Consider the following 23,517-nt stretch of genomic DNA (forward strand, 5'->3'; position numbering starts at 1 on the left):
AGCCGCAGCGCTCGCCACCGGGGACGGATTCTTTCCCGCCTACGAGGACACTCGGGCGAGGAGGAATCCGTCCCATCCTTTTGTCCCGACCGTCTGGATACCGGTCGCCTCGAGGCGCGGATGCTCGGCGATGAGGTCCACCGCCGCTCGCGCGCCCACGGCCTTCTCGTCGGCAGGATCGGGGTCGATCACGGCGCCGTCGCGCACGATATTGTCCACGACGATGAGCGTGCCGGGATGCGCGAGTTCGATCGCAGCCTCGACGTAGATCGGGTTGTTCGGCTTGTCGGCGTCGATGAACACGAGGTCGAATGGCTCTGCGCCCGAGTCGATGAGCGCGCGGGCATTGTCCGCGGCGACGCCCTCGACGAGCTCGATCTGCCCGGCAACCCCCACGGCCTCGAAGTTCTCCCGCGCCACCTTTGCGTGGACCTCGTCGATCTCGAACGTCGTGATATCGGCTTCTTCGCCAATCGCGCGCGCCATGGTGATAGCGGAGTACCCGAACAGCGTGCCGAACTCGAGAATCCGTTTCGCCCCGGTCATCTGGCACAGCAGCGCCAGGAGCTGAGCCTGCGACACGGATACCTCGATGTCGGGGAGCCCTGCCGCGCGGGCGCGTTCCCGCGCCATCAGCACGGCATCGTCGTCGGGGCACAGCCGACCGGACAAGAACGCGTCTACCGCTCGCCAGCTCGTTTCGCTCATGGCGCTCATTCAAGCAGACCCATGACGTCGGAGGAAGGGATTCGCCGGCCCAAAGTCTTTCTGCCACACCGCAGAACGAGGCTCACACCAGGACGGCCACCATTTCGACCACAACCGCCGCGGCGAGTGCGAGCGAACGCAGCCGATGGAGGCGATCCCACCGGGCGATATCGCCGCGCATGCGGCGGGCCTCGGCCGCATCGGCGGCCGCGCCGGCTTCGCGAGCGCCGCGCGCGATGGCCGAGTTGATCGGCACGAGCACGAGAATCGTGGCGGCAATGATGAGTGCGAGGCCCGCCGTCATAAGTGACCACATCCACGTGGCAGCGGGGGAGACGGCTCCCCACGCGGCGAGGAGCGCGGTGAGTGCGGCGAGCGCGTACCAGGCCGGCATGGCCGCGCCAAGCCGTGCGGCGCTGAGGGCGCGCGCCGCCATCGCTGCGGGTTCGGGCAGGCGAGCGGCGACCGGATGGAAGAACGCGGCGACACAGAACTCGACACCAGTGAGCGAGGACAACACGGACAGGGCGATGACAGCGGAGGCGAGTTCGAAAGAGGGCATGCCCCATTCAACGATGCGCGCGGCGCGTCCGAACAGTACTTATTCGTAAGTCAGTACCCTCGGCGACGTGTTCGAACACAGCAGTAGCGACCAGGAAATGCGGGGACTCGCGGAGCCGCAGTGCCCGGTGGATACGGCGATGGGGGTTCTCTCCGGGCGCTGGAAGGGGTCGATCCTATGGCGGCTCCACGAGAATGGTGCGATGCGACCGGGGGAGCTGCGCCGGGAGATTTCCGGGGTGAGCGAGGCGGTACTCCTGCGCCAACTCGCCGAGCTCGTGGACGACGGTCTCGTCGTCCGCACCGACCATGGCACGTGGCCGCTCCATGTGTCCTACGAGATCAGCGAGTATGGGGCGACCGCCGGCCCGCTCGTGGAGCAGCTGTGCGCGTGGGGGAGAGCGCACCAGGCTCGCATCGGGTAGCCGCGGAAGCTACGAACTGGCCGTGGACGCCGCGTTCAATCGTTCGAGCGCACCGTGGGCGACCTTCGAATCCGTCGTTTCCCAGAACGGGGGGAGCGAGGCACGCAGGAAACTTCCGTAGCGCGCCGTCACCAAGCGTGAATCGAGGATCGCAACGACGCCGCGGTCGTTGGTCGAGCGGATGAGTCGCCCGACCCCCTGGGCGAGCAAGAGCGCCGCGTGATTGCCCGCGACCGCGAGGAAACCGTTGCCGCCGTGGGAGCCGATCGCCCGTTGCCTGGCGGACAACAGCGGATCGTCGGGGCGGGGGAACGGGATGCGGTCGATGAGCACGAGAGACAGGGAATCACCGGGAACGTCGACGCCCTGCCACAGGGTGAGCGTGCCCACGAGCGTGGTCGCGGGATCCTCGGCGAAACGACGGACGAGGTTGGGCATCGAGTCCTCGTTCTGCAGCAACACCGGGGTATCGAGCCGCTCGCGGAGAACCTCGGCGGCTTCCTTTGCTCCGCGCATCGAGGAGAACAGTCCGAGCGTCCGGCCACCCGCAGCCTTGACGAGAGAAACCATCTCCGCCTTGGTTTCCTCCGAGGCGCCGTCCCGCCCGGGGCCCGGGAGGTGCTTGGCGACGTAGAGGATCCCGTGGGTCCCGTAGTCGAAGGGCGAGCCGACATCCATGCCCGTCCAGCGGAGATGGACCTCATCGGAGGCGCCTGATTCGGAGTCCGCGGACCCCAGAGACTTCTCTGCGGGGATGAGTTCGGCCGAGCTTGACGCGGATCCGGCCGAGCCCGAGGTCTCGGTGGCTCTAGGCAGGCCCCACGCGGTTGCGAGCGCTGCGAAGTTCCCGCCCGTCGTGAGGGTTGCCGAGGTGAGAATGACGGTGGACTCCGCGAACAGCCGGGTGCGCAGCAGGCCGGCGACGGTCAGCGGCGCGACGCGGAGAACGAGCCCGCGGCGGTTCTCGTCCGAGAGCCAGACGATTTCCAGGCGCTCGGTGAGCGGTCGGTCGAATGACGCCAGGATGCGCTCGGCCGCTTCGGCGATCTCGTCGAGCGCCGCAGCCGCCTTGCGGCGGGCGGACGTCGCCTCGGGGTCGTTGGCGGCCTCGCCGGGCTTGGCCGCGGCGATGGTGGCGCGGGCATTGGCGGCGGCCTCTCGGACCGCGCCGATCGCCATTTCGCAGTCGTCGTCGATGTGATCCCAGCGATCGGGCTTGGCCTCGGCCAGGGCCATCGATAGTCCGTCGGCCGTTTCCTCGAGCCGTTGGACGGTGGAGTCCGACGCGTACTTGCGAGCACGCTTCGCCGCGGCAGACACCGCCGCGCCGGTGAGCTCGGCGGTCGACACCCCGGTGACCCGGTCGGACAGCTCGTGCGCCTCGTCGATCACCACGACGTCGTGCTCGGGAAGAATTGCCGCGTCCGTCATCGCGTCGATCGCGAGCAGCGCGTGGTTGGTGACGACGACGTCGGCCTGCGCCGCTTCCTCGCGGGCGGCCTCGGCGAAGCAGTCGTTGAAATCCGGGCACAGCGAACCCATGCACTCTCGCGCCGTGACCGAGACCTGGCGCCAGGCAAGATCGGACACGCCGCGCTCCAGTTCGTCGCGGTCCCCGGTCTCCGTTTCGTCCGCCCAGTCGTGGAGCCTCGAGATCTCCTTACCCAGCCATGACGTCGGACCGCCGGCGGGAGCGCCTTGCGCCGGGGAGTCGAAGAGGTCGAGTTCTTCGGATTGATCGGCCGGACCCGATCGGACCCTGTTGAGGCACAGGTAGTTTCCGCGGCCCTTGAGGATCGCGTAGCTGGGGGTGGTCCCGAGTTCCGGTTCGAGCGCCTCCGCCAGTCGTGGCAGGTCTCGTTCCACGAGCTGGTTCTGTAGTGCCAAGGTCGCGGTCGACACGACGACCGGGGTCCCCGAGGTCGCCGCGTGCCGAATGGACGGGACGAGATAGGCCATGGACTTACCGGTACCGGTGCCTGCCTGGACGGCGAGATGTTCGCCGCTGGACATCGAGTCGCCCACGGCTTTGGCCATCCGAATCTGCCCCTCGCGCCGCGTCCCGCCGAGCGCGGCCACGGCGGTGTCTAGAAGCTCGGGCACGCTGGGTAGATCGGAAGGGCTCACGCGGGCAATGGTAGTCGGCTGCCACTTGGGGACGTAAACGGCGCACGCTTCTCGTGAGGGCGCGTGGAGACTCGGTGTGCCTCACATGGCCTCGAGCGGGAGACCTCCAACGTTGCCGCCGAAACATACCGCTTCCCCGTTCTTTTGCCGCCTGGTCACAGCGGGGAACGTGTGAATAACCGCTGCGGGGATGGTGGGCATGCGAGTTGTGCTCGGAAAATTCGTCAGCCGGGCGCGGCGGTTTCAAATCGGTCGTCCGGCCCTCTTGCGAGCAGGGGGTGGCGACAACTTTGCACGTAGATGGCCTGAAACGGAATTTGCGAAGTGTCGTTCGGTCGGCCGAATTTTGGCTTTCCTCGCTCTCAATCCAGCTGGGCTCAGCGAATGTTCTATTCCACTTTTGCATTTCTATGGTTAGTCTTAAGCACTGAAAGATACCGACGGTATCTTTGCGAACGAAAAGAAATCCAATCGGAGGTTCTCGATGGCAAGTGTCAACCAGAGAAAAGGCAAGCAGCGCACGTTCACCGCGCGCAACGTAGCTGCCGCATCGGCAATCGGCGCCTTGGGGATCAGCGCGGTGGTCGCTCCGACCGCCGGCGCAACGGGTCACCACGGAAACCCCAAGCCGTGTGAGTGCGGCGGCAGCGGACTTGGCTCGATCGATCACGGAAGCCTCGACGGCGCTTCGCTCGGCAAGATCGGCGACAAGGGAAGCAGCAAGGGATCCGAGTCCGGATCGGAGGGCACGGACAAGGGATCGTCGCACGGAATCGGTTCCGTGTTCGCTCTTCCGTTCGCCTCGCTCGCTCCGCTCGGCAGCCTCGTCGACCTGAAGCTCGGTTCGCTGGACAAGATCGGTGAGGGATCGCTGGATAAGGGTTCGCTCGAGGGGGGTTCATCGGACAAACTCGGTTCGCTGGACAAGATCGGCGAAGGCTCGCTCGATAAAGGCTCGCTCGGTGAGCTGAACCTCGGTTCGCTCCTCGATGCCGGATCCTCCGGAGAGGCCGGTTCGCTGGCTGCTCTTGGCTCGCTCAAGGACGGCAAGGGCTCGCTGGATTCTGATTCGCTCACGGGTGGCAGCGAGGACGGCGAGGGTTCCCTGGGCAAGGGTTCGCTCGGTGACCTCGGCTCGATCCTCGAATCGGATTCGGCTAGAGAGGCCGGTTCGCTGGCAGCATTCGGTTCGCTTGCACCGCTCGCCGGTTCGCTCAAGGGTGGCGAAGGTTCCCTGGATAAGGGTTCGCTCAAGGGTGGCAGCGAGCACGGGGGCGAAGGTTCCCTGGGGGAGGGGTCGCTGGACTCCGACTCCCTGGGCAAGGGCTCGCTGGATTCTGATTCGCTCACGGGTGGCAGCGAGGACGGCGAGGGTTCCCTGGGCAAGGGTTCGCTCGGTGACCTCGGCTCGATCCTCGAATCGGATTCGGCTAGAGAGGCCGGTTCGCTGGCAGCATTCGGTTCGCTTGCACCGCTCGCCGGTTCGCTCAAGGGTGGCGAAGGTTCCCTGGATAAGGGTTCGCTCAAGGGTGGCAGCGAGCACGGGGGCGAAGGTTCCCTGGGGGAGGGGTCGCTGGACTCCGACTCCCTGGGCAAGGGCTCGCTGGATTCTGATTCGCTCACGGGTGGCAGCGAGGACGGCGAGGGTTCCCTGGGCAAGGGTTCGCTCGGTGACCTCGGCTCGATCCTCGAATCGGATTCGGCTAGAGAGGCCGGTTCGCTGGCAGCATTCGGTTCGCTTGCACCGCTCGCCGGTTCGCTCAAGGGTGGCGAAGGTTCCCTGGATAAGGGTTCGCTCAAGGGTGGCAGCGAGCACGGGGGCGAAGGTTCCCTGGGGGAGGGGTCGCTGGACTCCGACTCCCTGGGCAAGGGCTCGCTGGATTCTGATTCGCTCACGGGTGGCAGCGAGGACGGCGAGGGTTCCCTGGGCAAGGGTTCGCTCGGTGACCTCGGCTCGATCCTCGAATCGGATTCGGCTAGAGAGGCCGGTTCGCTGGCAGCATTCGGTTCGCTTGCACCGCTCGCCGGTTCGCTCAAGGGTGGCGAAGGTTCCCTGGATAAGGGTTCGCTCAAGGGTGGCAGCGAGGACGGCGAGGGTTCCCTGGGCAAGGGTTCGCTCGGTGACCTCGGCTCGATCCTCGAATCCGACTCGAGTGGAGACGCCGGTTCTTTGGCCGCGCTCGGTTCGCTCGCACCGATTGCCGGCTCCCTCAAGGGCGGCGAAGGTTCCTTCGACAAGGGCTCGCTGGATTCTGACTCGCTCAAGGGCGGCAGCGAAGGTGGCAGCGAGCACGGGGGCGAAGGTTCCCTCGACACGGGCTCGCTCAAGGGCTCGCTCGAAGGTGGTAGCGAGCATGGAGGCGAAGGTTCCCTCGACACGGGCTCGCTGGACTCCGGTTCGCTCGAGGGCGGCTCCGCCGACAAGCTCGGCTCGCTCGCCCAGCACGGCGCCGGATCGCTCCTCGAGGGCGGCTCTGCCGACAAGCTCGGCTCGCTCGCAGACCTCGGCGCAGGCTCGCTCGACAAGGGCTCGCTCGACGGCGGCAGCGAGGCCGGCGAAGGTTCGCTCGACGCCGGATCGCTCGGCCAGGTTGCAGACGGTTCGCTTTCGGGCGAGTCGACACACGGCGGCGGCTCGATGTTCAACGCCGCGAGTCTCGCCGAATTCGGATCGGTGTTCAACTCGACGAACTAAGCCGAACCCCCACAGACTCTAGGGCGCCCCGTAAGAGGGGCGCTCTAGATACCGAGCTCGCCGCGGATCAGGGCACGTTTCGCGGCGAGCTCTTTTAATGCACCTTTGCCACGCTTCGGGTCGACGGCCGCGGTCAAATTCGCCAACACCGACGTCATAAACCCTTCTTTGAGAGCGTCTTCCGCGGTAGCCCGCACGCAGTGGTCCGTGGCGATACCCACAATATCCACGCTGCTGACGTCGTGGCCGCGTAGCCACTCGGCGAGCGACGTACCCGCCGAATCCGACCCCTCGAAACCCGAGTACGCGGCCTCGTATGCGCCCTTGGCGAAGACCGCATCGAATCGCGCGTCTCGCAATTCCTCCCGGAGCCGGGCGCCCGGCGAGCCCTGTACGCAATGCACGGGCCACGTATCTACGAAGTCCGGCGTCTCGGAAAAGTGCGCGCCGGGATCGATGTGCATATCGCGAGTGGCGACAACGTAGCGATAGCCGTGGTCGCCGGACAACAGCGAGGCGACATTTTCGGCGACCCCCGTGCCGCCCGCGACCCCGAGCGCGCCGCCTTCGCAGAAATCGTTCTGGACGTCGACAACCAGGAGAGCGTCGGACGGAGTGCGTGAATCTTCTGCGCCTGAAACCTCGTTCATACCGGCGAGCCTAGCGCGGAAGCGCGCGAGTTAACGGGGAAGCACGCGCACGTTCAGCGCCGGATCGCCCTCCGCGAGTGAGAGGCCCTCCCACGGCATCGTGATCCGCGCTGCCGACTGGTGCGCGCGGGATTCGGAGAGAGTGGGGATGTCGCCCACCGGCTCGCCGTCGACGAAAAGCGGATTGAGAAGTGGCAGAACCTCCGCAACCCGCGACCCCTCCGACAGCGAGGACACGTCGGCGCCCGCGGGGGCGAGTACCTCTTCGAGGGCGGTGCCCGTCGAACGGTAGGTGCGGTACGCGTCCTTCGCGCCGGGGAGAGTCTCCTTGTGTGCCGAGCGCTTCGCCACCGGGATCCCGTCGACCTCGACCAGCTTGTACACCATCGACGCGGTGGGCGCGCCAGAACCCGTGACCAGGCGAGTGCCGACGCCGTAGGCATCGACGGGTTCGGCGCGGAGCCCGGCGATCGCGTACTCGTCGAGATCGCCGGAGACGACGATGCGGGTGCGGGTGGCGCCGAGATCGTCGAGCTGCCGCCGCACCTGACGGGCAAGCATGCCCAGGTCCCCGGAATCGATGCGCACCGCGCCGAGTTCGGTGCCGGCGACCTCAATGGCCGTCTCCACGCCCTGGGTAATGTCGTAGGTATCGACCAACAGCGTGGTTCCCGTGCCGAGCGCGTCGACCTGGGCGCGGAACGCCGCCGCCTCGTCCGGCCCGTCCTGCGTCGTGTGTAAGAGGGTGAACGCGTGGGCGCTCGTGCCCGCCGACGGCACGCCGTAGCGCCGCTCGGCCTCGATGTTCGAAGTCGAATCGAAGCCCGCGAGATACGCCGCCCGGGCCGCGGCGACCGCGGCCTCCTCGTGCGCGCGGCGCGAACCCATCTCGATGAGCGTCCGGCCGTCGGCCACCGACGCCATCCGGGCGCCCGCCGAGGCGATCGCGCAATCGTGATTGAGAATCGACAGGATGAGGGTCTCGAGCACCACGCATTCGGCGAACGTGCCCTGCACGCGCAGCACGGGGGAGGCGGGGAAGAACAGCTCGCCCTCGCGGTAGGCGTCGATGCGCCCGCGGAAACGATAGTCGCGCATCCACTTGCGCACCTGGGCGCTCATCGAATCGCCGAACACCTCGAGCTCGGCGTCGCCGAAACGGAAATCGGCGAGGCGCTCGACGAGCCGGCCGATCCCCGCGACGACACCATAGCGACGACGCAGCGGTAGGCGGCGTGAAAACACCTCGAAGGTGCATTGCCTGTCGGCGGTCCCGGCGGCGAGGGCCGCCTCGATCATCGTCAGCTCATAGCGATCTGTGAGCAGAGCAGTCGAATTGTTCACCCCGCCCACGATACGGGGAGTACCCGGGGGAAGCGGCCACCGCGAACGAGCGTGCGTCAGTATCCTGGGGTCATGGACCGCGCGAACACCGGATCAGTGGAGCCGTCCCCGCTGCGATGCGTCGCGGGCGAGGGCCGTACCTCGCATTCGCCATGGTTGGCCTCGGGCCCCGCGGCGGCGCCCATGGTCGAGGAGACGACCGAGCTGGTCGGCGAGGAGAATAACCCGTGGGTCTGTGTCGTCTGGGACGACCCGGTCAATCTCATGAGTTACGTGACCTTTGTCCTTCAGCGCACCTTCGGGTACGACCGGGGCAAGGCGCGCACCTTGATGCTCGCGGTGCACAACGACGGCAAGGCGGCAGTGGCGTCGGGTAGCCGCGACGAAATGGAAAACGCCGTGCGCAAATTGCAGGAAGCCGGTTTGTGGGCGACCTTGCAAAAGGGGGAGTAGTCGAATGGATCGTGCGCCGCGTTTCGCGCGCAAGTCCGGGATTCGTGGCGTCAAGTACAAGGCGCGCCTCGAACCGGCCGAGGCCGACCTGGTCCGCGACGTCGTCTCCGGGGTGATGAAGCTGCTGTCCGATCGCCTCGGCTCCGGCTCCCAGGACGAGCTCGCCGAACTCACCGGAATCAAATCCGGAAACTCCGAACCCCCGGACTACGCGCCACTCGCCCGACTCATTCCCGACTTCTTCCCGCCGTCCGGGTCCCCGCGCGCCCGCGCCGCCGACGCCGAACGCTACGCGGGCCACGCCGAGAGCCTTCCCGAGGACGCGGACAACATCGATTTTTCCGATGACGTCGCCGCTGCCGCCTCCGAGTCGTCCGACTCCGCGGCTTCGCAGGACGATCCGGCGGAGACCGAACGAGAGAACGCCGCGATGCGCATGCTGCACGAACCGGAGATCATCGAGGCCAAGCTCTTTGCCGGGGAAATGGTGATGCGCACGATTCCCGCCAAGGGAGGGGCGATCTCGCTCAACGAGCAGCAGGCCGAGGCCTGGTTGCAGGCGCTCAACGATGTCCGGCTCGTGCTCGGGGAACTCATCATGCGCGCAGAGCAGCCTCCGGCGTCCTCCGATTTCGGTTCCAACGGTTCTCCGAAACCGGGGTGGTATCGCACCGGCGTGCCCGAGGAGATGCCCGATCCGGATAGCCCGATGTTCCCCTCCTGGCAGGCGTACTACTGGTGCGCGATGATGCAGGACGACCTTTTGCAGGTGATGGCATGACCTTCGATCCCAGCGTCGGTGCGACCCGATCCCCGGCCGCCAAGAACCAGGCCGGAAAGGCCGGGCGCGGCCCCCGCACAACCGCGTACATCGCGCTGGCCATCATGGTCGCGGCGATGTGGATCCTCGAAGGCATCGACACCATCCTCGGCGGTCGGCTCGACGCCGAAGGAGTGAGGCCGCTCAACACCGATGGGCTCACCGGCATCCTCTTCGCTCCGTTGCTACACGCCGGCTGGGGCCATCTCATCGCCAACACGGTCCCGCTGCTCGTCGTCGGCGCGATCATCGCGCTCAGCGGGATCCGCACGTTCGCACTCGTCACCGCCTTTGGTTGGGCGATCTCCGGGGTGATCACCTGGCTCATCGGCGGGGGCGGAGTACACATCGGCGCCTCGGGAGTGGTGTTCGCCTACATCGTCTTCGTCATCGTACGAGGGCTGTTCACTCGCGCACCGCTGCACATCATCGTCGGCATCGTGGCTGCCATCTACTACGGCGTCGGTGTGCTCGGCGGGATGCTGCCCTTCGGCAACGACGGCATCTCGTGGCAGGGGCACCTCGGTGGGGCGATCGGGGGCGTGGTCGCCGCGTCGACTCTCGGCCGCCGGGGCAAGAAAACAGGACCGCGCGCGCCGGTCACGTCCGCATGAGCGGGACGTCCGGCGTCATACCTGGTGGTGGCGAAGCGGTGAGCGCGGGCCCGATCGGAATGTTCGACTCCGGAGTGGGCGGTCTGACGGTCGCCCGGTCGGTGATGGACCAGCTGCCCGGAGAGGGGCTCGTCTACATCGGCGACACCGGGAACGGGCCGTACGGCCCGCTGCCGCTGGCCGAGGTGCGGCGGCATTCGGTGCAGATCGCCGACACACTCGTGGAGCGTGGGGTCAAGGCGCTCGTGGTCGCGTGCAATACGGCGACGGCGGCGAGCCTCGACGTGCTGCGCGAACGTTACGAGGTGCCGGTGCTCGAGGTGATCAGCCCGGCGGTGCGGCGAGCTGTAGCGGCGAGCAGGACCGGCAAGATCGGGGTGATCGGCACGCAGGGCACCGTCGCCTCGGGTGCGTACCAGCGAGCGTTCACGGCCGAGGGGGTCGAGGTGACCGCTGCGGCATGCCCCCGTTTCGTCGACTTCGTCGAGCGCGGCATCACCTCCGGACGCCAGATCCTCGGCCTCGCCGAAGCCTACTTGTCGCCGTTGCGGGTCGCCGGGGTCGACACCGTCGTGCTCGGTTGCACCCACTACCCGCTGCTTTCCGGGGTGGTGCAGCTCGCCGTCGGCGCGGACGTGACGCTTGTGTCGAGCGCCGAGGAAACCGCGAAGGACGTGCTCGCCGTTCTCACCGAACGCGATGAGCTCGCGCCAGAACCGCCCGGTGGCGCAGGCGTCGACGCGCACGTGCGGCGCGAGTTTCTCGCCACAGGGGACCCCTACCGATTTGCCCACATGGCCACGCGCTTCCTCGGGCCGGGCGTCGGCTCGGTCGACCACGTGGAGCTCGGGGCGTAGCGGACGGGCTCACGGGGCCCGGCGGAGGCGTCCCACTGAGCCGAGCGCGGCGGTATTGCAAAGATCCCCGGGTGACATCTGGCACGATGGTTTTATGCAACTGACCGTCATCGGCAGCTCCGGGTCCCTCTCCGGGCCGCAGTCCACGGCGTCGTGCTACCTGGTGGAGATCCCCGGGTACCGGCCGATCGTCATGGACCTGGGCCCGGGCAGTTTCGGCCGCCTGCAGCGCTACATCGACCCCGGCAGCGCGACGGTCATGCTCAGCCATCTGCACGCCGATCACTGCCTGGACATGCCCGCGCTGCTGGTGTGGCGGCGTTTCGGGCCGCACAGCTACGACGAGCGCGCCGACGTGTACGCCCCCGCCGGTGCGGACAAGAGGATCGGGCGCGCTTCCGCGGAGGACGCCGAGTCGATCGACGATGTCTCGGACACCCTCGCGATGCACGACTGGGACCCCGCAACCCCCGTGGAGCTGCTTGGCGACGAGGGGGTGCTCGCGGCCACGGTGCGCTCTACCAAGGTCAACCACCCGCCGTTGAGCTACGCGCTGCGCTTCGACACCCCATACGGCGCATCTCTGACATATTCGGGGGACACCGCCTTCTGCCAGGACCTCATCGACCTCGCCACGGGTTCGGATGTGCTGCTGTGCGAAGCGTCGTGGGAGCACCGGGGTGAGCATCCCGAAGGCATCCACATGTCCGGTCTCGAAGCCGGGCGCACCGCCCGCGAGGCCGGGGTGAGCCTCCTCGTGCTCACCCACATCCCGCCGTGGACCGATACCGACGCCGTCGAGGCCGAGGCGCGCGGCGAGTTCGACGGCGAGATCCTCGTCGCCAAGCCCGGCCTGAGCTTCGCGCTCGACTACTAGCCGCCACCACCAGCGACCGGCGCAGGGCGATCGCTAGGGTGGACGCGTGAGCAATTTACGAGCAGACGGTAGAACCGCAAACCAACTCCGCCCGGTGTCCATCACCCGCGGATTCACCTCCCACCCGGCCGGCAGCGTGCTGGTCGAGTTCGGCCAGACCCGCGTGATGTGCACCGCGAGCGTCGAGCAGGGCGTTCCGCGCTGGCGCAAGGGCTCGGGACTGGGCTGGCTGACGGCGGAGTACGCGATGCTTCCCGCCGCCACGCATGACCGCTCCCGCCGCGAATCGGTCAAGGGGAAGGTGTCCGGCAGGACGCAGGAGATCTCCCGCCTCGTCGGCCGCTCGCTGCGCGCCGCCATCGACCTGTCCGCGCTGGGAGAAAACACCATCGCCCTCGACTGCGACGTGCTCCAGGCCGACGGCGGCACCCGCACGGCGGCGATCACCGGCGCCTACGTCGCCCTCGCCGACGCCGTCACGTGGCTCCAGTCCGCGGGCAGCGTTTCCGGTAACCCGCTCACCGGTCATGTCGCCGCGATCAGCGTCGGCGTCATCGACGGCGAGGTGCGCCTCGACCTTCCCTACGAGGAGGACTCCCGCGCCGAGGTCGACCTCAACATCGTCGGCTTCGACGGCGGCAAGCTCGTCGAGGTGCAGGGCACCGCCGAGGGCGAGCCCTTCGACCGCGACGCGATGAGTGCGATGCTCGACCTCGGCCAGAAGGGCATCGAGGAACTCATCGCCGAGCAGAAACGCGCGCTCGACGCCCCGTACCCGGGCGAGCTGCCGTCCCCGGTGCAGCGATGAGCGACGCCGCTCCCGCCCCGGTGAAGGTCCTCGTCGCCAGCCGCAACGCGAAGAAGCTGCGCGAGCTCCAGCGCGTCCTCGACGCCGCCGGGGTCTCGGGGATCGAACCGGTAGGCCTCGACGCCGTGCCCGAGTATCCCGAGGAGCCCGAAACCGGCGCGACGTTCGCCGAGAACGCGCTCATCAAGGCGCGTTCCGGCGCGGCGGCCACCGGGCTCGCGTGCCTCGCCGACGACTCGGGCCTCGCCGTCGATGCGCTGAACGGCATGCCCGGCGTGCTCTCGGCGCGCTGGTCGGGGCGGCACGGCGACGACGAGGCAAACAACGATCTCCTCCTCGCGCAGCTCGGCGACGTTCCGGACGAGCGCAGGGGAGCCGGGTTCGTTTCCGCCTGCGCGCTGGTCGTTCCTGACGGCGGAGATGGCACTCCCGCAGCCGAAACCGTCACCGAGGGACGCTGGCCGGGTTCGGTGCTCCGCGAGCGCCACGGCGACGGCGGATTCGGCTACGACCCGATCTTCTTGCCCGAGGGTTCCGAGCGCTCGGCCGGCGAGCTCGCGCCCGAAGAAAAGGACGCCGCCTCGCACCGTGGCCGCGCCCTCCGCGCCCTCGTTCCGGCGCTGCGCGCGCTGGCCGCCGGAGAGTCGCTGCCGGAATAGATCGGGCGGGGCGCGGGCCGAGGCGGCACCGAGGAACGGGAAGGAAGGTTTCGAGCGATGGCTATGTTCTTCCGCAAGAACAAGGACCGTTTCGCCGGTGCCGGCAAGCACCCGGCCGGGCACGCGCCCGCCGAGAAGGAGCACTACCACGCCCCGCCGGCCGAGCAGATCCGCCGGGAACGCATCCGCAGCGACCGAATCAGATTCGCCGGAACGGTGATCGTCGCCGCCGCCGTCATGGTCGCAGTGGGACTCGGTACCTCGTGGGCCGTCGCCCCGGCCGCGGGCTGGGCGGTGGCAACCGCGTTCTTCAGCGCCAACGTGTGGCTCCGCATCGGCGGGATGGGTCCGGCCGAGACCAAGGCCCACGCCATCGTCGACGATCCCTCGCGCGCGGTTCGCGAGATCCTCGTGCTCTCGGCGAACGTCATCGCCCTCGCCGCCGTCGTCCTGCTCATCGTCGAGTCCTCGCGTGCCGAGGGATGGCAGAAGTTCGTCTACGCCGCGATCGCGCTCGTCGCCGTCGCCTCCTCGTGGGTGATGCTGCAAACGATCTACACGCTGCGCTACGCCGCCGCGCACTACGGTTCCGACCCGCCTGAGGGCATCTACTTCAACACCGAGGACCCGCCGCGGTACCTCGACTTCGCCTACCTTTCATTCACCATCGGCATGTCGTACGCCGCCTCGGACGAGGCGGTGACGTCGACGGAGATCCGCAGGATCGTTCTCGGGCACTCGCTGCTGTCGTTCATCTTCGGTACGGGAATCGTCGCCACGACGATCAGTTTGATTGTCGGCCTGTTCTAGCTTTGCCACCATGAGGGCATGACAACACCATCACAAGATCGCCCGCTGAACATCAAGATCGGCCGCGACGAGCTCGTCGTCCGGCAGCGCTACGAGGTCGCGAGCATCTGCAACGACATCGTGATCGCCATCTGGTTCATCATCGGCTCGATCCTGTTCTTCTCCGACTCGACCACGTTCACGGCCACCTGGTTGTTCCTCATCGGCAGTGTGCAGATGATGATCCGACCGGGAATCCGTCTGGCCCGGCGCGTGCACCTGCAGAAAATCGGCACGCAGTCGAGCCACGAGACGGCGATGGATTTCTAGCGCCTCCGACGTCATAAACGACGAAAAGCCGGGCACGCCGCGAGAGGCGGCGGCCCGGCAATTGCCTGGGGCGTGGGGCGCGTTGTCGGGCGCTATTTCATTCCGATGGAGCGCTTGGCATCGGCGATCTCGGCCTTGGCCTCACGCGCGCGGATGTGCTCGAAGTAGAACGACAGGAACGGGATCGTGCCCGCGAGGCAGGTGATGATGATCTTGCCCCAGCCCCAGCGGATCTTGATGCCGAGATCCAGTGTGCACAGCAGGTAGACGAAATAGACCCAGCCGTGCGCCGGCGGGATGAAGTCGGTCCAGCCGGGCATGTCGACCTTGAGGATGTACTTGAGCACCATCTCGGCGACGAGGATGAGCAGCCACACACCTGTGATCCACGCGAGGACGCGGTAGCGAGTCAGCGCGTTGGTGAGCTTGCGCAGACGGTGCGCCGGATCTTTGACCAGCACATTTTCTTCGCTGGGCGTGGGGCTTTCGGGCGTGGTCAACTGGGTTCCTTTCGGGCGATGACGCCGGGCTCGGAATCGAGCGAGGACAGGTAATGGTTGTACTCCACGAGGCCCGGGTCGACCTCGTCCTCGATGTCCTCGGCGCGCGGGTTCGGGCGCTGGGGGAGGAAGCTCGACGGGATCTCGGTCTGCACCCCGTCCGCGCGGCGGCCGGATTCGGCCGAAGTGCGGTACTTGTCGTGAATCGACCGGCCCATTCGTTCCTCATTCTCTCGCTCGTCCTCCAGCCGCACGAAACGGCGGTAGATGAAGACGAGGAACGCGGCGAAGAACGGCCATTCGAGGGCGTAGCCAAGATTCATGAACGTGCCCTGGGAGGAGCTCCAGCGGCTGAGCTGCCAGTAGCCCATTGCGAGGCAGACGATGGAGCCGAGAACAACGAGCGCGATGAGGGCCTTGCGATTGTGCTTCGGCGCCTTCTTGGGTTTCGGCGGTTTCTCCAACAAAAGCGGATGCACCCCGCCACCGGCTACCGAATGCGGTGCCGCGGAGTGAGGTTCCTGGTGAGAGCGAACATCCGACACACGTTTAACGTTACCGCCTACAGGCAAGTATGCTAATTCCGGTCGGACACCCAAGGGATGCATCCGGCCCCGGCCGTGTGTGGCGGCCGCGCGCCCGTGGCGGAATTGGCAGACGCGCTGGATTTAGGTTCCAGTGTCTTAGGACGTGGGAGTTCAAGTCTCCCCGGGCGCACAATTCTCGGTGCGTTCTCACGTCTATGGGGGAGCACATGCGATTCTTTACGATCGGGCATTCGACCCGGACCATCGACGAGTTCCTCGCGTTGCTGCGGGAGGCGGGTGTCGATGTGGTCGTCGATGTGCGGCGCCTGCCCGGGTCGAATCGCTATCCGCAGTTCAATGCAGATGCGCTGTCGTCTTCCCTGCACGCTGCCGGCGCCGATTACTCCAGGATCGAGGAACTGACCGGGCGGCGTGGGCGCGATAGAAGCATGCCCTCCGACGTCAACGGATTCTGGCGGAACCGCAGCTTCCACAACTACGCAGATTGGGCTATGACGTCGGAGTTCCGCACCGGCCTGGACCGGCTGCGCGCGCTCGGCGAGGACGCGGTACCTGCAGTGATGTGCTCAGAGGCGGTGTGGTGGCGGTGCCATAGGCGGCTGATCGCCGACAATCTCCTCGCAGCCGGGGACGACGTGCGCCATATCATGAGGCCTGGAGTGATCGAGCACGCCGAGCTCACGCGTGGGGCCGTCGTGGATCCCGAGACGCGTCAGGTGACGTACCCCGCCACAGACGGAGGGCCCTAGACCAGGCCCAGCTTGCCTGCCGCATATACGGCCTCGGCCCGTCGCGTGCTTCCCAGCTTGCGCATGATGTTGCCGACGTGGAATTTTGCCGTCGCGGCCGAGATGAACAGTTCCTCGCCGATCTGCTTGTTGGAGCGGCCGAGCGCCAACAGGTGGAGCACCTCTTTTTCGCGACCGGTGAGCTCGTGCCCCCGTGTCTCTTCTGTTCCGTGCAATCCGCGGACGATGGCCGTCGAACTGCGAGGGTCGAAGAAGCTGCCCCCATTTTTGAGATCCCTGATCGCGCTGACAACCGACGAGGTGTCGACGTCCTTGACGACGTATCCCTTCGCTCCGCGGCTGATCGCATCGAGGATGAGTTGATCGTCGAGGAAGGTCGTGAGAATGAGCACCGCGACCTGTGGCTGGGATGCCACGATCTGTGAGCACAGCGCCAGTCCTTCGGCATCGGAACCCGCAGAGAGTTTGAGGTCGAGGACCGCCACGTCCGGGCTCAGCGCTTGTACGAGGCGCATCGCGGATTGAGGGTCCGAGGCTTCGCCGACGACCTCGATATCGCGTTCCCGCTCGAGGAGCGCACGAAGACCCTGTCGCACGATCGCGTGATCGTCGACCAGGACGACGGTGATGAGATCGGTGCTCATGAGGATTCCCTTTCGGTGCTCGAGCGAGGGACGGCGACGCGCACCTGCAGGCCGCCGAGATTGGACCGGCGTAGCGAGAACGTTGCCCCGATCTGTTCGGCGCGGTGCGCCATATTCGCCAGGCCCCGATGCCCGACGGTGCCGTTGGAGCTTTGCTCGATACGGAGAATCTGCCGCAGGGCTCGCGGGTCACCCACACCGTCGTCAGCAACGGAAAGGATGAGGCCATTGTCGGAAGAGCTCACCCGAACCTCTACCTTCGTGGCTTCGGCGTGAGTGGCGACATTGAACAGCGCCTCGCCGGCGATGCGGGCGAGTTCGTGCTCGAGCTCGCTCGCCGCGCCCTCGTAGGTCCCCTGGACCCGGACTGCGATATCGAGCTGGGAGCGGTAGCCGGCCGCTACTTCCTCGAGCACCTCGGCCAGGGTGGCCGGGTCCTCGCCGCGCTCGGTGTGGTGCAACGCGTATATCGCGGTGCGGAGCTGGTGGAGCGCGTCCTGGGTCAGCCCCTTTGCCTGGTCCAGGCGGGAGGTGACGTGCCCCGCGTCGCAGTCGAGCTCGGCTGAGTCGAGGCGGGCGAGGTCCACCGCGAGCCCGGCGCTGAGCACGATTTGGCTGACCGAATCGTGGAGCTCGCGCGCGATGCGATGGCGCTCGGAGTCGATGAGCGCCCGTTGATCGGCGGCGACGAGCTGCTTTCGAGTGAGCTGGAGCTGGGTCGCGCTACTCGCGAGGTCGCTAGCGTAGGTCGCTACCTCGTCGTAGAGAATTCCTGCGCGGCGCTGGAGATCGACGCCCGATTGATAGAGCTCCGCGGTGCGCAGTGCGACCGCCGCCTGATTGGCGAGGATGCGCAGCAACGACAAATCGTCGGGTTCGGGATTGCCGTCGAGCCCGTGAGATACGACGAGGCTGCCGATCTGCTCTCCCTCGATCCGCAGGGCGATGCGTACCCAGTGGCCTTCCATCGTCCGGTGCTCGGCGCCCGCGCGAAGAGAGGAGAGCTCGGAACCCACGTGCTCGGGAAGTACGTCCTCCCCGCGTGGCCTGCCCGCTTCGTCGACGACGACGAATCTCGGCTGGGCCCACGGCAGTCGGCCGTCGCGGAGACCGAGCATGCTCCACGAGGCGACGAGCTGCTCGCCGGCGGCGCGGGCGATTTCCTCCATGATCTCGCGCGGGCCGTGGCTGGTTCGGACGAGTGCCCGCGAAATGGAATCGAGCGCCCGCACCGTGCGCTGCATGCGTTCGTCCGAGCGTACGAATTCGCGGTAGTAGGACCGCTTGCCGGAGCGCACACCGGTGAGGCGGGCAAGATCGTTTGCGACCTGGGACCGGGCCATCGCCGCTACATCGCTGCGACGAACAGACGGCGTACGTCGTTTTCGTCGGCCAGTCGGGGATTTGTGGTCAGGCACGCATCATGGAGCGTCGACTTGGTGAGTAGCGGAATGTCGGCCTCCGTGACTCCGAGCGCGGCGAGGCCCTTCGGCACACCGACCCGGTCCGCGAGAGCCCGAATGTAGGCGGCCAGCGCACGGGCCATCTGTTCGACGGGTGCGCGCGACTCCGATAGGCCGAACACCTCTGCCAGGGGTCGGTAGCGTTCCGGCGAACCGAGCGCATTGAAACTGACCACGTGGGAGAGCAGGACCGCGTTGACTACTCCATGTGGGGCGTCGATGAGACCACCGACCTGATGGCTCATCGCGTGTGTGGCACCGAGAATCGCGTTGGAGAACGCCATGCCTGCCTCGAGGCTCGCCTGTGCCATCGCGCGACGGGACGTGAGGTCCTCTGGCGTTTCGAGCGTGCGCACGAGGTGGCTGTCGACGAGGCGAACGGAATTGAGCGCGTGCAGGTCCGAGAGCGGATTGTGAGCCAGGGAGACGAACGCCTCGATCCCGTGGGATAACGCGTCGAGGCCCGTTGCGGCGGCGAGGCCGCCGGGCATCGTCGTAAGCAGGCGGGGGTCGGTGATGGAAATATCGGGGACCAAGGCGCGACCGAGAATCGTTACCTTGATGTGGCGTTCGGTGTCCGAGACGACGCAGAACTGCGATACGTCCGCCCCGGTGCCCGCGGTCGTCGGTGCCATGATCATCGGCGGAATCGGATGGGAGATCTGGTCGACGCCCTCGAAGTCGAGGATCTTTCCTCCATTGCCGGCGAGAATCGCCACGCCTTTGGCCGCGTCGATCACCGAACCGCCGCCGATACCGATGATGACATCGGCGCCGGAATCGACGTACTCCTCGTAACCCCGCTGGATTTCGTGGTCCTTCGGGTTCGGGGTGACGTCGGTCCACAACTGCGGCCGTAATCCCTCGCGGCGCAGATAATCGAGAGTTTCCTCGGTCCAACCGGCGGCGGACACCCCGGAATCGCTGACGACGAAGGGCCTTCGTGCGCCCAGTCGTGCCGCCGCAAGTCCTATCTCCGCCAGCGAATCGGTGCCGAAAACAACCTCCGGCGCGTGGAACTTGACGGGGTGTGCAGCGTCCTCGCTCCAGATGCCCTCGGCTTCTTCGGGCGTGCCTTCGTTCATCTCTCACCTTCCGAGACGGAAAATAGACCGTCACACCCCATCGTTACGACTCCGGAGCCACCCCGACGCCGATACCCGTAGTGTAACCCGCATCACAGTTGTGGGTACTAACGATCGGTCGTCAACTTCGGTGGCGAATTACGCCGGTTTCCTCGACTCGTTCGAGAACAAGCCATCCGCCGCGAAAATCCTCCACCCGCCCGCGCCATCGCGGGTCTTGGACGGCCCACTGCTCGAGGTCGTCTCGACACACTGTGCGAACGTGCCCGTATGACGCCGTGGCGACGTCCTCGTAGGGGACGGCCACGATGATCGTCCTGCGCGCGACGCGACGCGCTTCGTCCAGGGCTTTGCGGCCTTCGACGTCATCAAGATGTTCTAGCAAGTGGACGAGGACCAGTGTGTCGTAGCTGGCATCCGGGCACGCGAGAGTTCGGGCGTCGAGCGTCGTCGTCGAAAGGCAGATGCCCAGGCGCGGCGCCAGCGCGCCGAGGAGACTCATCGATGAGGTCGAGACGTCCGAGGCGGTGACGCGCCTTCGGTGCCGACTCGCCAAATGTAGAGCCAAGAATCCGAAGCAGCTCCCGATCTCGAGCACGGACCCCGTTGGCGGGACGATCCGGTCGACATGGTGATAGATCTCTGCAAACGCGCCGAGACCTTTGGTCACCTCCATGCCGCCACGTCCGTCGATGATGGCGGCGAGCGTCATTCTCGTGTTGCGGTAGAACAGCTCCCACGCGTCGAGCGGATCCTGACGCGCAGACAGGATGAGCCCGGTGAAGACGCGCTCGAAGAGGTCGTTGCCGCTGAGCCAGCCTGGGGCGAAGAGTTCGGCCTCGATGCGCCCGGTCAGCGTGTCGTCGATGCTCGAGTCACCGACGCGGTGTGCGATGTGCACTGTGTCGTCGCGCCACACGTCGAAGCTCGGGGTTCGGGCGATGAGCCGGGTGCCTGCGTCTGGGCGGTGCACATCGCGGTGTCCCACGACGACGAGGTCGTCGATGTAGAGTCCGCGCACGCGGGGAGCGAAGGGGTTGATGGGATGTGGGTACAAGGCGCTCGCTGTGGCGGTCGCGCCCGGGTCGGAGGGGCTCACGGCAGCGCCAACTTCTCTGCGGTGCGCTCCAGGCCGGTGAGATCTCGGACGACCTCAACGCGTTCGCACAGTTCGGCGTATTCGGGTAGGTCGCAGGCGCCAAGACCCCAGGAATACGACGGCTCCGGAGTGAGCCACACGATGCGGCGGACGCGGCGCGCGATCTCGGTGAGTGCGTCTGTTGCGGGGTCCTTGCCGTTGCTGCGACCGTCTCCGAGGATAACGATGGAGGTACGCCGGTTGAGGTGCTCGCCCTCGGCGAGTAGCTGCCGCCAGACCGCGCCGTAATCGGAGTTACGTTCGGTGTCGAGCACGTCTCCGCCGAACACAAGCCCGAGAGCATGTTCGAGCGGGTGGCGTTCGAAGAGCGTGGTGATCTCGACGAGCTCATCGACGAAAGCGAAGGTACGCGGCTTGCCGAATGCCTTGTGCATGCTGTGGACCATGTGCAGGGTGAATCTGGCCGTAGCGCGCACCGAGAGAGAGACGTCGGCGAGGATGATGACGCGCGAACGATCGTGGCGACGAGTGACGGTGACCGGTTGGAACGGAATTCCGTCGAAGCGGAGGCTTCTTCGCGTGGTGAGCGCCGGATGGACGCGGCCGTTGGGGCTCGCTTTCCGGCGCTGGGCGAGCCCGCCGCGCAGCGACTTGGCGAGCCGCCGCAGCGATTCCTCGAGCAGCTCGCGCTCGCGTTCGGCTACCTCGTCGACGACTCCGGGCGCAATGTTCTCGGACACCGTTTCGGCCCTGTGTAGGTCGACGAGATGCTGTACGTGTTCGGCAATCGATGAAGGAAGAGTCTCGAGCAGCTCGGTGATGTCTTCGTCGGACGGTTCCTCCAAGGAGGCGGAGGAGCCGAGCCACGACAGCAGTGTGCGCCCCTCTTCGTTGCTGAGCTCGAGATCGATTGCCGTGCCCGTGGCCGGGGTGAGGGCGCCGGGCATCTCGGCGCCGCCGGACTGCGTGAGGTCGAGCTGGATTTGGGGGGCGGAACCGGTTCCGGAAGCGTCGGCGTTGAGGCCGATTTCATCTCCGGGGGTGGAGATATTTCCCACCGCGGTGTCGTCATCGTCGAGCCCGACACCTTCGTGGAGGGAATCCTCGTCGAAAAGGCTCGTGAGGTCGTCGCCGTCGGTTGGGGGAGAGCCGGTGGCCTCCTCGTCGACGGTGCCGTCGAAGTGTTCCGGCTCCGTGCTGGCTTCCTGACCCGGTATGTCGTTCGAGTCGCTGTCGATCGATCCGCCCGCAGTGGCCTCCTCCGAGGAAAACGCGGATATCCGTGCAAAGCCGAAGAACAGCGCGAAGATGGCGTCGAAGGTCTGCTTCTGCGACAGACGGGTGACAATCGCTGCCCCGAGGGCGGCGTGGAGGCGTTCGCGGTTCGCGAGAATCCCGGGCACGGCCGCGCAGCGCATCGAATCGAGGGTCTCCGCCGTGCTCACGCGAATGCCGTGCGACCGCAGATGCTCGATGAAGGTGAGGATCTCCCGTTCCATCGTCTCGCCCTCACACCGGCCGGCGGCGCGTGCCCGGTCGCCGCTGGTCCGTCGACGTACCGCGGGCACCGAAGAATGCTGCCGCGCCGTGCCGACCCTTCGTGTCGAAGGAGTCGCGGCGCGCCCTGCGTTCGGCGGCTTCTTCGTCGCTTTGTGGATCGCGTTGTGGCCGCGGGGATGTCGATGCGGCGGGCCCTGTGGGTGAATTCGAAGCCGGACCGTGGGCGGTTTCGGGGGCCGCTGTCTCCTTGGTGGCAAGGGATCCCGGCTCCGGTGGCAGCGGCTCTCCGGAACGTCGCCGGATATGGGCGATGGCGCGGTCGAGGTCGCGCTCGTATTTCATCACCGTGCTCGCGGTGCGTTCCAGGAGTGCGGGGTCCATTTCGGTGGCGCCAAGGACCGAAAGGGTGCGTGCCCAGTCGACCGTTTCGGCGATGCTCGGCGCCTTACGCAGGTCGAGAGCGCGGAGTTCCTGAACGAGCGTGACGAGTTCGCGTGCGAGCGCATCGTCGAGTCCCGTTCCCTTGCCCTGGACGATCTCCAGTTCTCGTTCGACGTCGGGGTAGTCGAGAAAGAGATGGAGACAGCGTCGCTTGAGCGCGGCCGACAGGTCTCGGGTGTTGTTCGACGTCAACAATACAAGTGGTGGGTGCGCCGCGCGGATCGTCCCGATCTCGGGAATTGAGATCTGATTTTCTTCCAGGGTTTCGAGCAGTACGGCCTCGAGGCTCTCGTCGGAGCGGTCGACCTCGTCGATGAGGAGGACGACCGGCCGCTCGCTGCGCATCGCCGTCAACAAAGGGCGTTCAGAGAGGAAACGATCGGAGAAGAACACCTCGTCGCCGGCCGCGATGATATCGACCGCGGAGGCCAAGTCGTCGGCGTCGGCTACGACTTCGGAGATCTTCTCGCGCAGGATCTGGGTGTAGAGCAGCTGCTTTCCGTAGTCCCACTCGTACAGGGCCTTGGATTCGTCCTGGCTTTCATAGCACTGCAGTCGGATCAACTCGCGCCCGAGTGCCTTGGACAGATTGCGCGCGAGATCGGTCTTGCCCACCCCCGCGGGCCCTTCGAGGAGGATCGGGCGGCCGAGGCGTGTCGCCAGGAAGACCGTGGTCGCGATCGCCTCGTCGGGGAGATAGCCGACCTCGCGAAGGCGCGCGGAGACGTCGTCGACATCGGCGAAAATTGCAGGCTCGCTCATGATGATTTC

At 66.6% G+C, this 23,517-nt stretch carries 25 protein-coding genes and 1 tRNA gene; 13 read left to right on the forward strand and 13 right to left on the reverse strand.

Annotated features, from left to right (window positions below):
- Nucleotides 1-39 precede the first annotated feature (39 nt).
- Both BJL86_RS05525 and BJL86_RS05530 read right to left on the reverse strand, forming a co-directional pair.
- A complete protein-coding gene (locus BJL86_RS05525; protein WP_067475027.1) occupies nucleotides 40-708 on the reverse strand; it encodes an O-methyltransferase in 669 nt (222 codons plus the stop codon).
- A gap of 82 nt (nucleotides 709-790) precedes the next feature.
- Entirely contained in the window at nucleotides 791-1,270 is a 480-nt protein-coding gene (locus BJL86_RS05530) for an anthrone oxygenase family protein (RefSeq protein ID WP_075844868.1), read from the reverse strand.
- Between the two features lie 67 nt (nucleotides 1,271-1,337).
- Here BJL86_RS05530 and BJL86_RS05535 point away from each other — a divergent pair, with 67 nt between their 5' ends.
- Nucleotides 1,338-1,694 (forward strand): winged helix-turn-helix transcriptional regulator, encoded by a 357-nt coding sequence (locus tag BJL86_RS05535; RefSeq protein WP_231887339.1) that lies wholly within the window; start codon nucleotides 1,338-1,340, stop codon nucleotides 1,692-1,694.
- A gap of 9 nt (nucleotides 1,695-1,703) precedes the next feature.
- Here BJL86_RS05535 and BJL86_RS05540 read toward each other — a convergent pair whose 3' ends face one another.
- A complete protein-coding gene (locus BJL86_RS05540; protein WP_067478686.1) occupies nucleotides 1,704-3,821 on the reverse strand; it encodes an ATP-dependent DNA helicase in 2,118 nt (705 codons plus the stop codon).
- Between the two features lie 484 nt (nucleotides 3,822-4,305).
- Here BJL86_RS05540 and BJL86_RS05545 point away from each other — a divergent pair, with 484 nt between their 5' ends.
- Complete coding sequence (locus BJL86_RS05545) at nucleotides 4,306-6,516, forward strand: hypothetical protein (RefSeq protein ID WP_075844869.1); 2,211 nt, start codon at nucleotides 4,306-4,308, stop codon at nucleotides 6,514-6,516.
- A gap of 44 nt (nucleotides 6,517-6,560) precedes the next feature.
- On the opposite strand, the gene BJL86_RS05550 is transcribed toward BJL86_RS05545, so the two are convergent.
- Together BJL86_RS05550 and BJL86_RS05555 are read right to left on the reverse strand one after the other, a co-directional pair.
- Nucleotides 6,561-7,166: an isochorismatase family protein gene (locus BJL86_RS05550; protein WP_067470687.1), complete on the reverse strand. Its 606-nt coding sequence runs from the start codon at nucleotides 7,164-7,166 to the stop codon at nucleotides 6,561-6,563.
- 30 nt (nucleotides 7,167-7,196) lie between these two features.
- A complete protein-coding gene (locus BJL86_RS05555; protein WP_231887070.1) occupies nucleotides 7,197-8,465 on the reverse strand; it encodes a nicotinate phosphoribosyltransferase in 1,269 nt (422 codons plus the stop codon).
- A 117-nt stretch (nucleotides 8,466-8,582) separates the two neighbouring features.
- Between BJL86_RS05555 and clpS the strand changes: the two genes are divergently transcribed.
- The 9 genes from clpS (at nucleotide 8,583) to BJL86_RS05600 (ending at nucleotide 14,717) form a co-directional block, all read left to right on the forward strand.
- Entirely contained in the window at nucleotides 8,583-8,963 is a 381-nt protein-coding gene (clpS, locus tag BJL86_RS05560; RefSeq protein ID WP_082908244.1) for an ATP-dependent Clp protease adapter ClpS, read from the forward strand.
- A 4-nt stretch (nucleotides 8,964-8,967) separates the two neighbouring features.
- Entirely contained in the window at nucleotides 8,968-9,744 is a 777-nt protein-coding gene (locus BJL86_RS05565; protein ID WP_067470683.1) for a DUF2017 domain-containing protein, read from the forward strand.
- A complete protein-coding gene (locus BJL86_RS05570) occupies nucleotides 9,741-10,397 on the forward strand; it encodes a rhomboid family intramembrane serine protease (RefSeq protein ID WP_067470681.1) in 657 nt (218 codons plus the stop codon). Before BJL86_RS05565 ends, BJL86_RS05570 begins: the two co-directional genes overlap by 4 nt.
- A complete protein-coding gene (gene murI / locus BJL86_RS05575) occupies nucleotides 10,394-11,254 on the forward strand; it encodes a glutamate racemase (RefSeq protein WP_067470679.1) in 861 nt (286 codons plus the stop codon). Before BJL86_RS05570 ends, murI begins: the two co-directional genes overlap by 4 nt.
- Nucleotides 11,255-11,348: 94 nt before the next feature.
- Entirely contained in the window at nucleotides 11,349-12,131 is a 783-nt protein-coding gene (locus BJL86_RS05580; RefSeq protein WP_067470677.1) for an MBL fold metallo-hydrolase, read from the forward strand.
- A 46-nt stretch (nucleotides 12,132-12,177) separates the two neighbouring features.
- Nucleotides 12,178-12,939 (forward strand): ribonuclease PH, encoded by a 762-nt coding sequence (rph, locus tag BJL86_RS05585; protein WP_067470675.1) that lies wholly within the window; start codon nucleotides 12,178-12,180, stop codon nucleotides 12,937-12,939.
- Nucleotides 12,936-13,598, forward strand: coding sequence for a non-canonical purine NTP pyrophosphatase (locus tag BJL86_RS05590; protein WP_067470673.1), 663 nt, complete (start codon nucleotides 12,936-12,938; stop codon nucleotides 13,596-13,598). The genes rph and BJL86_RS05590 overlap by 4 nt, the downstream gene beginning before the upstream one ends.
- Before the next feature lie 57 nt (nucleotides 13,599-13,655).
- Nucleotides 13,656-14,408 (forward strand): DUF1345 domain-containing protein, encoded by a 753-nt coding sequence (locus BJL86_RS05595; protein WP_082908243.1) that lies wholly within the window; start codon nucleotides 13,656-13,658, stop codon nucleotides 14,406-14,408.
- 18 nt (nucleotides 14,409-14,426) lie between these two features.
- The gene (locus tag BJL86_RS05600; RefSeq protein ID WP_067470671.1) at nucleotides 14,427-14,717 is read left to right on the forward strand and encodes a YrhK family protein; all 291 of its coding nucleotides are present in this window, start codon (nucleotides 14,427-14,429) and stop codon (nucleotides 14,715-14,717) included.
- Nucleotides 14,718-14,809: 92 nt separating this feature from the next.
- Here BJL86_RS05600 and BJL86_RS05605 read toward each other — a convergent pair whose 3' ends face one another.
- On the reverse strand, nucleotides 14,810-15,217 hold the full coding sequence (locus BJL86_RS05605) for a DUF3817 domain-containing protein (protein WP_414836046.1): 408 nt from the start codon (nucleotides 15,215-15,217) through the stop codon (nucleotides 14,810-14,812).
- Nucleotides 15,214-15,762, reverse strand: a complete 549-nt coding sequence (locus BJL86_RS05610; protein ID WP_231887069.1) for a hypothetical protein — start codon at nucleotides 15,760-15,762, stop codon at nucleotides 15,214-15,216. The genes BJL86_RS05605 and BJL86_RS05610 overlap by 4 nt, the downstream gene beginning before the upstream one ends.
- A 90-nt stretch (nucleotides 15,763-15,852) precedes the next feature.
- Here BJL86_RS05610 and BJL86_RS05615 point away from each other — a divergent pair.
- Both BJL86_RS05615 and BJL86_RS05620 read left to right on the forward strand, forming a co-directional pair.
- A tRNA-Leu gene (locus BJL86_RS05615) sits at nucleotides 15,853-15,934 on the forward strand.
- A gap of 37 nt (nucleotides 15,935-15,971) precedes the next feature.
- Complete coding sequence (locus BJL86_RS05620; protein ID WP_231887068.1) at nucleotides 15,972-16,514, forward strand: DUF488 domain-containing protein; 543 nt, start codon at nucleotides 15,972-15,974, stop codon at nucleotides 16,512-16,514.
- Here the strand turns inward: BJL86_RS05620 and BJL86_RS05625 are convergent.
- From BJL86_RS05625 to BJL86_RS05650, 6 genes are all read right to left on the reverse strand, one after another.
- Nucleotides 16,511-17,158, reverse strand: a complete 648-nt coding sequence (locus BJL86_RS05625; protein ID WP_067470667.1) for a MadR family response regulator transcription factor — start codon at nucleotides 17,156-17,158, stop codon at nucleotides 16,511-16,513. The genes BJL86_RS05620 and BJL86_RS05625 overlap by 4 nt on opposite strands.
- Nucleotides 17,155-18,501, reverse strand: coding sequence for a GAF domain-containing sensor histidine kinase (locus BJL86_RS05630; protein WP_067470665.1), 1,347 nt, complete (start codon nucleotides 18,499-18,501; stop codon nucleotides 17,155-17,157). The genes BJL86_RS05625 and BJL86_RS05630 overlap by 4 nt, the downstream gene beginning before the upstream one ends.
- A gap of 5 nt (nucleotides 18,502-18,506) precedes the next feature.
- On the reverse strand, nucleotides 18,507-19,706 hold the full coding sequence (locus tag BJL86_RS05635) for an iron-containing alcohol dehydrogenase (protein WP_067470663.1): 1,200 nt from the start codon (nucleotides 19,704-19,706) through the stop codon (nucleotides 18,507-18,509).
- Between the two features lie 121 nt (nucleotides 19,707-19,827).
- Nucleotides 19,828-20,805, reverse strand: coding sequence for a mycofactocin oligosaccharide methyltransferase MftM (mftM, locus tag BJL86_RS05640; protein WP_082908242.1), 978 nt, complete (start codon nucleotides 20,803-20,805; stop codon nucleotides 19,828-19,830).
- Nucleotides 20,802-22,304: a VWA domain-containing protein gene (locus BJL86_RS05645; protein ID WP_067470689.1), complete on the reverse strand. Its 1,503-nt coding sequence runs from the start codon at nucleotides 22,302-22,304 to the stop codon at nucleotides 20,802-20,804. Before BJL86_RS05645 ends, mftM begins: the two co-directional genes overlap by 4 nt.
- Nucleotides 22,305-22,314: 10 nt before the next feature.
- Entirely contained in the window at nucleotides 22,315-23,508 is a 1,194-nt protein-coding gene (locus BJL86_RS05650; protein WP_067470661.1) for an AAA family ATPase, read from the reverse strand.
- Between the last annotated feature and the right edge of the window lie 9 nt (nucleotides 23,509-23,517).

Origin of the sequence: Dietzia timorensis (genome assembly GCF_001659785.1) — a bacterium.
Classification (GTDB): Bacteria; Actinomycetota; Actinomycetes; order Mycobacteriales; family Mycobacteriaceae; genus Dietzia; species Dietzia timorensis.

Bases quoted from the DNA above. Each gene is read 5' to 3' on its own strand.
- BJL86_RS05545 (WP_075844869.1), top strand. From the start codon at position 4,306: ATGGCAAGTGTCAACCAGAGAAAAGGCAAGCAGCGCACGTTCACCGCG.
- BJL86_RS05645 (WP_067470689.1), bottom strand. From the start codon at position 22,304: ATGGAACGGGAGATCCTCACCTTCATCGAGCATCTGCGGTCGCACGGC.
- BJL86_RS05565 (WP_067470683.1), top strand. From the start codon at position 8,968: ATGGATCGTGCGCCGCGTTTCGCGCGCAAGTCCGGGATTCGTGGCGTC.
- BJL86_RS05635 (WP_067470663.1), bottom strand. From the start codon at position 19,706: ATGAACGAAGGCACGCCCGAAGAAGCCGAGGGCATCTGGAGCGAGGAC.
- BJL86_RS05530 (WP_075844868.1), bottom strand. From the start codon at position 1,270: ATGCCCTCTTTCGAACTCGCCTCCGCTGTCATCGCCCTGTCCGTGTTG.
- BJL86_RS05620 (WP_231887068.1), top strand. From the start codon at position 15,972: ATGCGATTCTTTACGATCGGGCATTCGACCCGGACCATCGACGAGTTC.
- BJL86_RS05550 (WP_067470687.1), bottom strand. From the start codon at position 7,166: ATGAACGAGGTTTCAGGCGCAGAAGATTCACGCACTCCGTCCGACGCT.
- BJL86_RS05625 (WP_067470667.1), bottom strand. From the start codon at position 17,158: ATGAGCACCGATCTCATCACCGTCGTCCTGGTCGACGATCACGCGATC.
- murI (WP_067470679.1), top strand. From the start codon at position 10,394: ATGAGCGGGACGTCCGGCGTCATACCTGGTGGTGGCGAAGCGGTGAGC.
- BJL86_RS05580 (WP_067470677.1), top strand. From the start codon at position 11,349: ATGCAACTGACCGTCATCGGCAGCTCCGGGTCCCTCTCCGGGCCGCAG.
- BJL86_RS05630 (WP_067470665.1), bottom strand. From the start codon at position 18,501: ATGGCCCGGTCCCAGGTCGCAAACGATCTTGCCCGCCTCACCGGTGTG.
- BJL86_RS05650 (WP_067470661.1), bottom strand. From the start codon at position 23,508: ATGAGCGAGCCTGCAATTTTCGCCGATGTCGACGACGTCTCCGCGCGC.
- BJL86_RS05600 (WP_067470671.1), top strand. From the start codon at position 14,427: ATGACAACACCATCACAAGATCGCCCGCTGAACATCAAGATCGGCCGC.
- BJL86_RS05570 (WP_067470681.1), top strand. From the start codon at position 9,741: ATGACCTTCGATCCCAGCGTCGGTGCGACCCGATCCCCGGCCGCCAAG.
- BJL86_RS05595 (WP_082908243.1), top strand. From the start codon at position 13,656: ATGGCTATGTTCTTCCGCAAGAACAAGGACCGTTTCGCCGGTGCCGGC.
- clpS (WP_082908244.1), top strand. From the start codon at position 8,583: ATGGACCGCGCGAACACCGGATCAGTGGAGCCGTCCCCGCTGCGATGC.
- BJL86_RS05525 (WP_067475027.1), bottom strand. From the start codon at position 708: ATGAGCGAAACGAGCTGGCGAGCGGTAGACGCGTTCTTGTCCGGTCGG.
- BJL86_RS05555 (WP_231887070.1), bottom strand. From the start codon at position 8,465: ATGATCGAGGCGGCCCTCGCCGCCGGGACCGCCGACAGGCAATGCACC.
- BJL86_RS05590 (WP_067470673.1), top strand. From the start codon at position 12,936: ATGAGCGACGCCGCTCCCGCCCCGGTGAAGGTCCTCGTCGCCAGCCGC.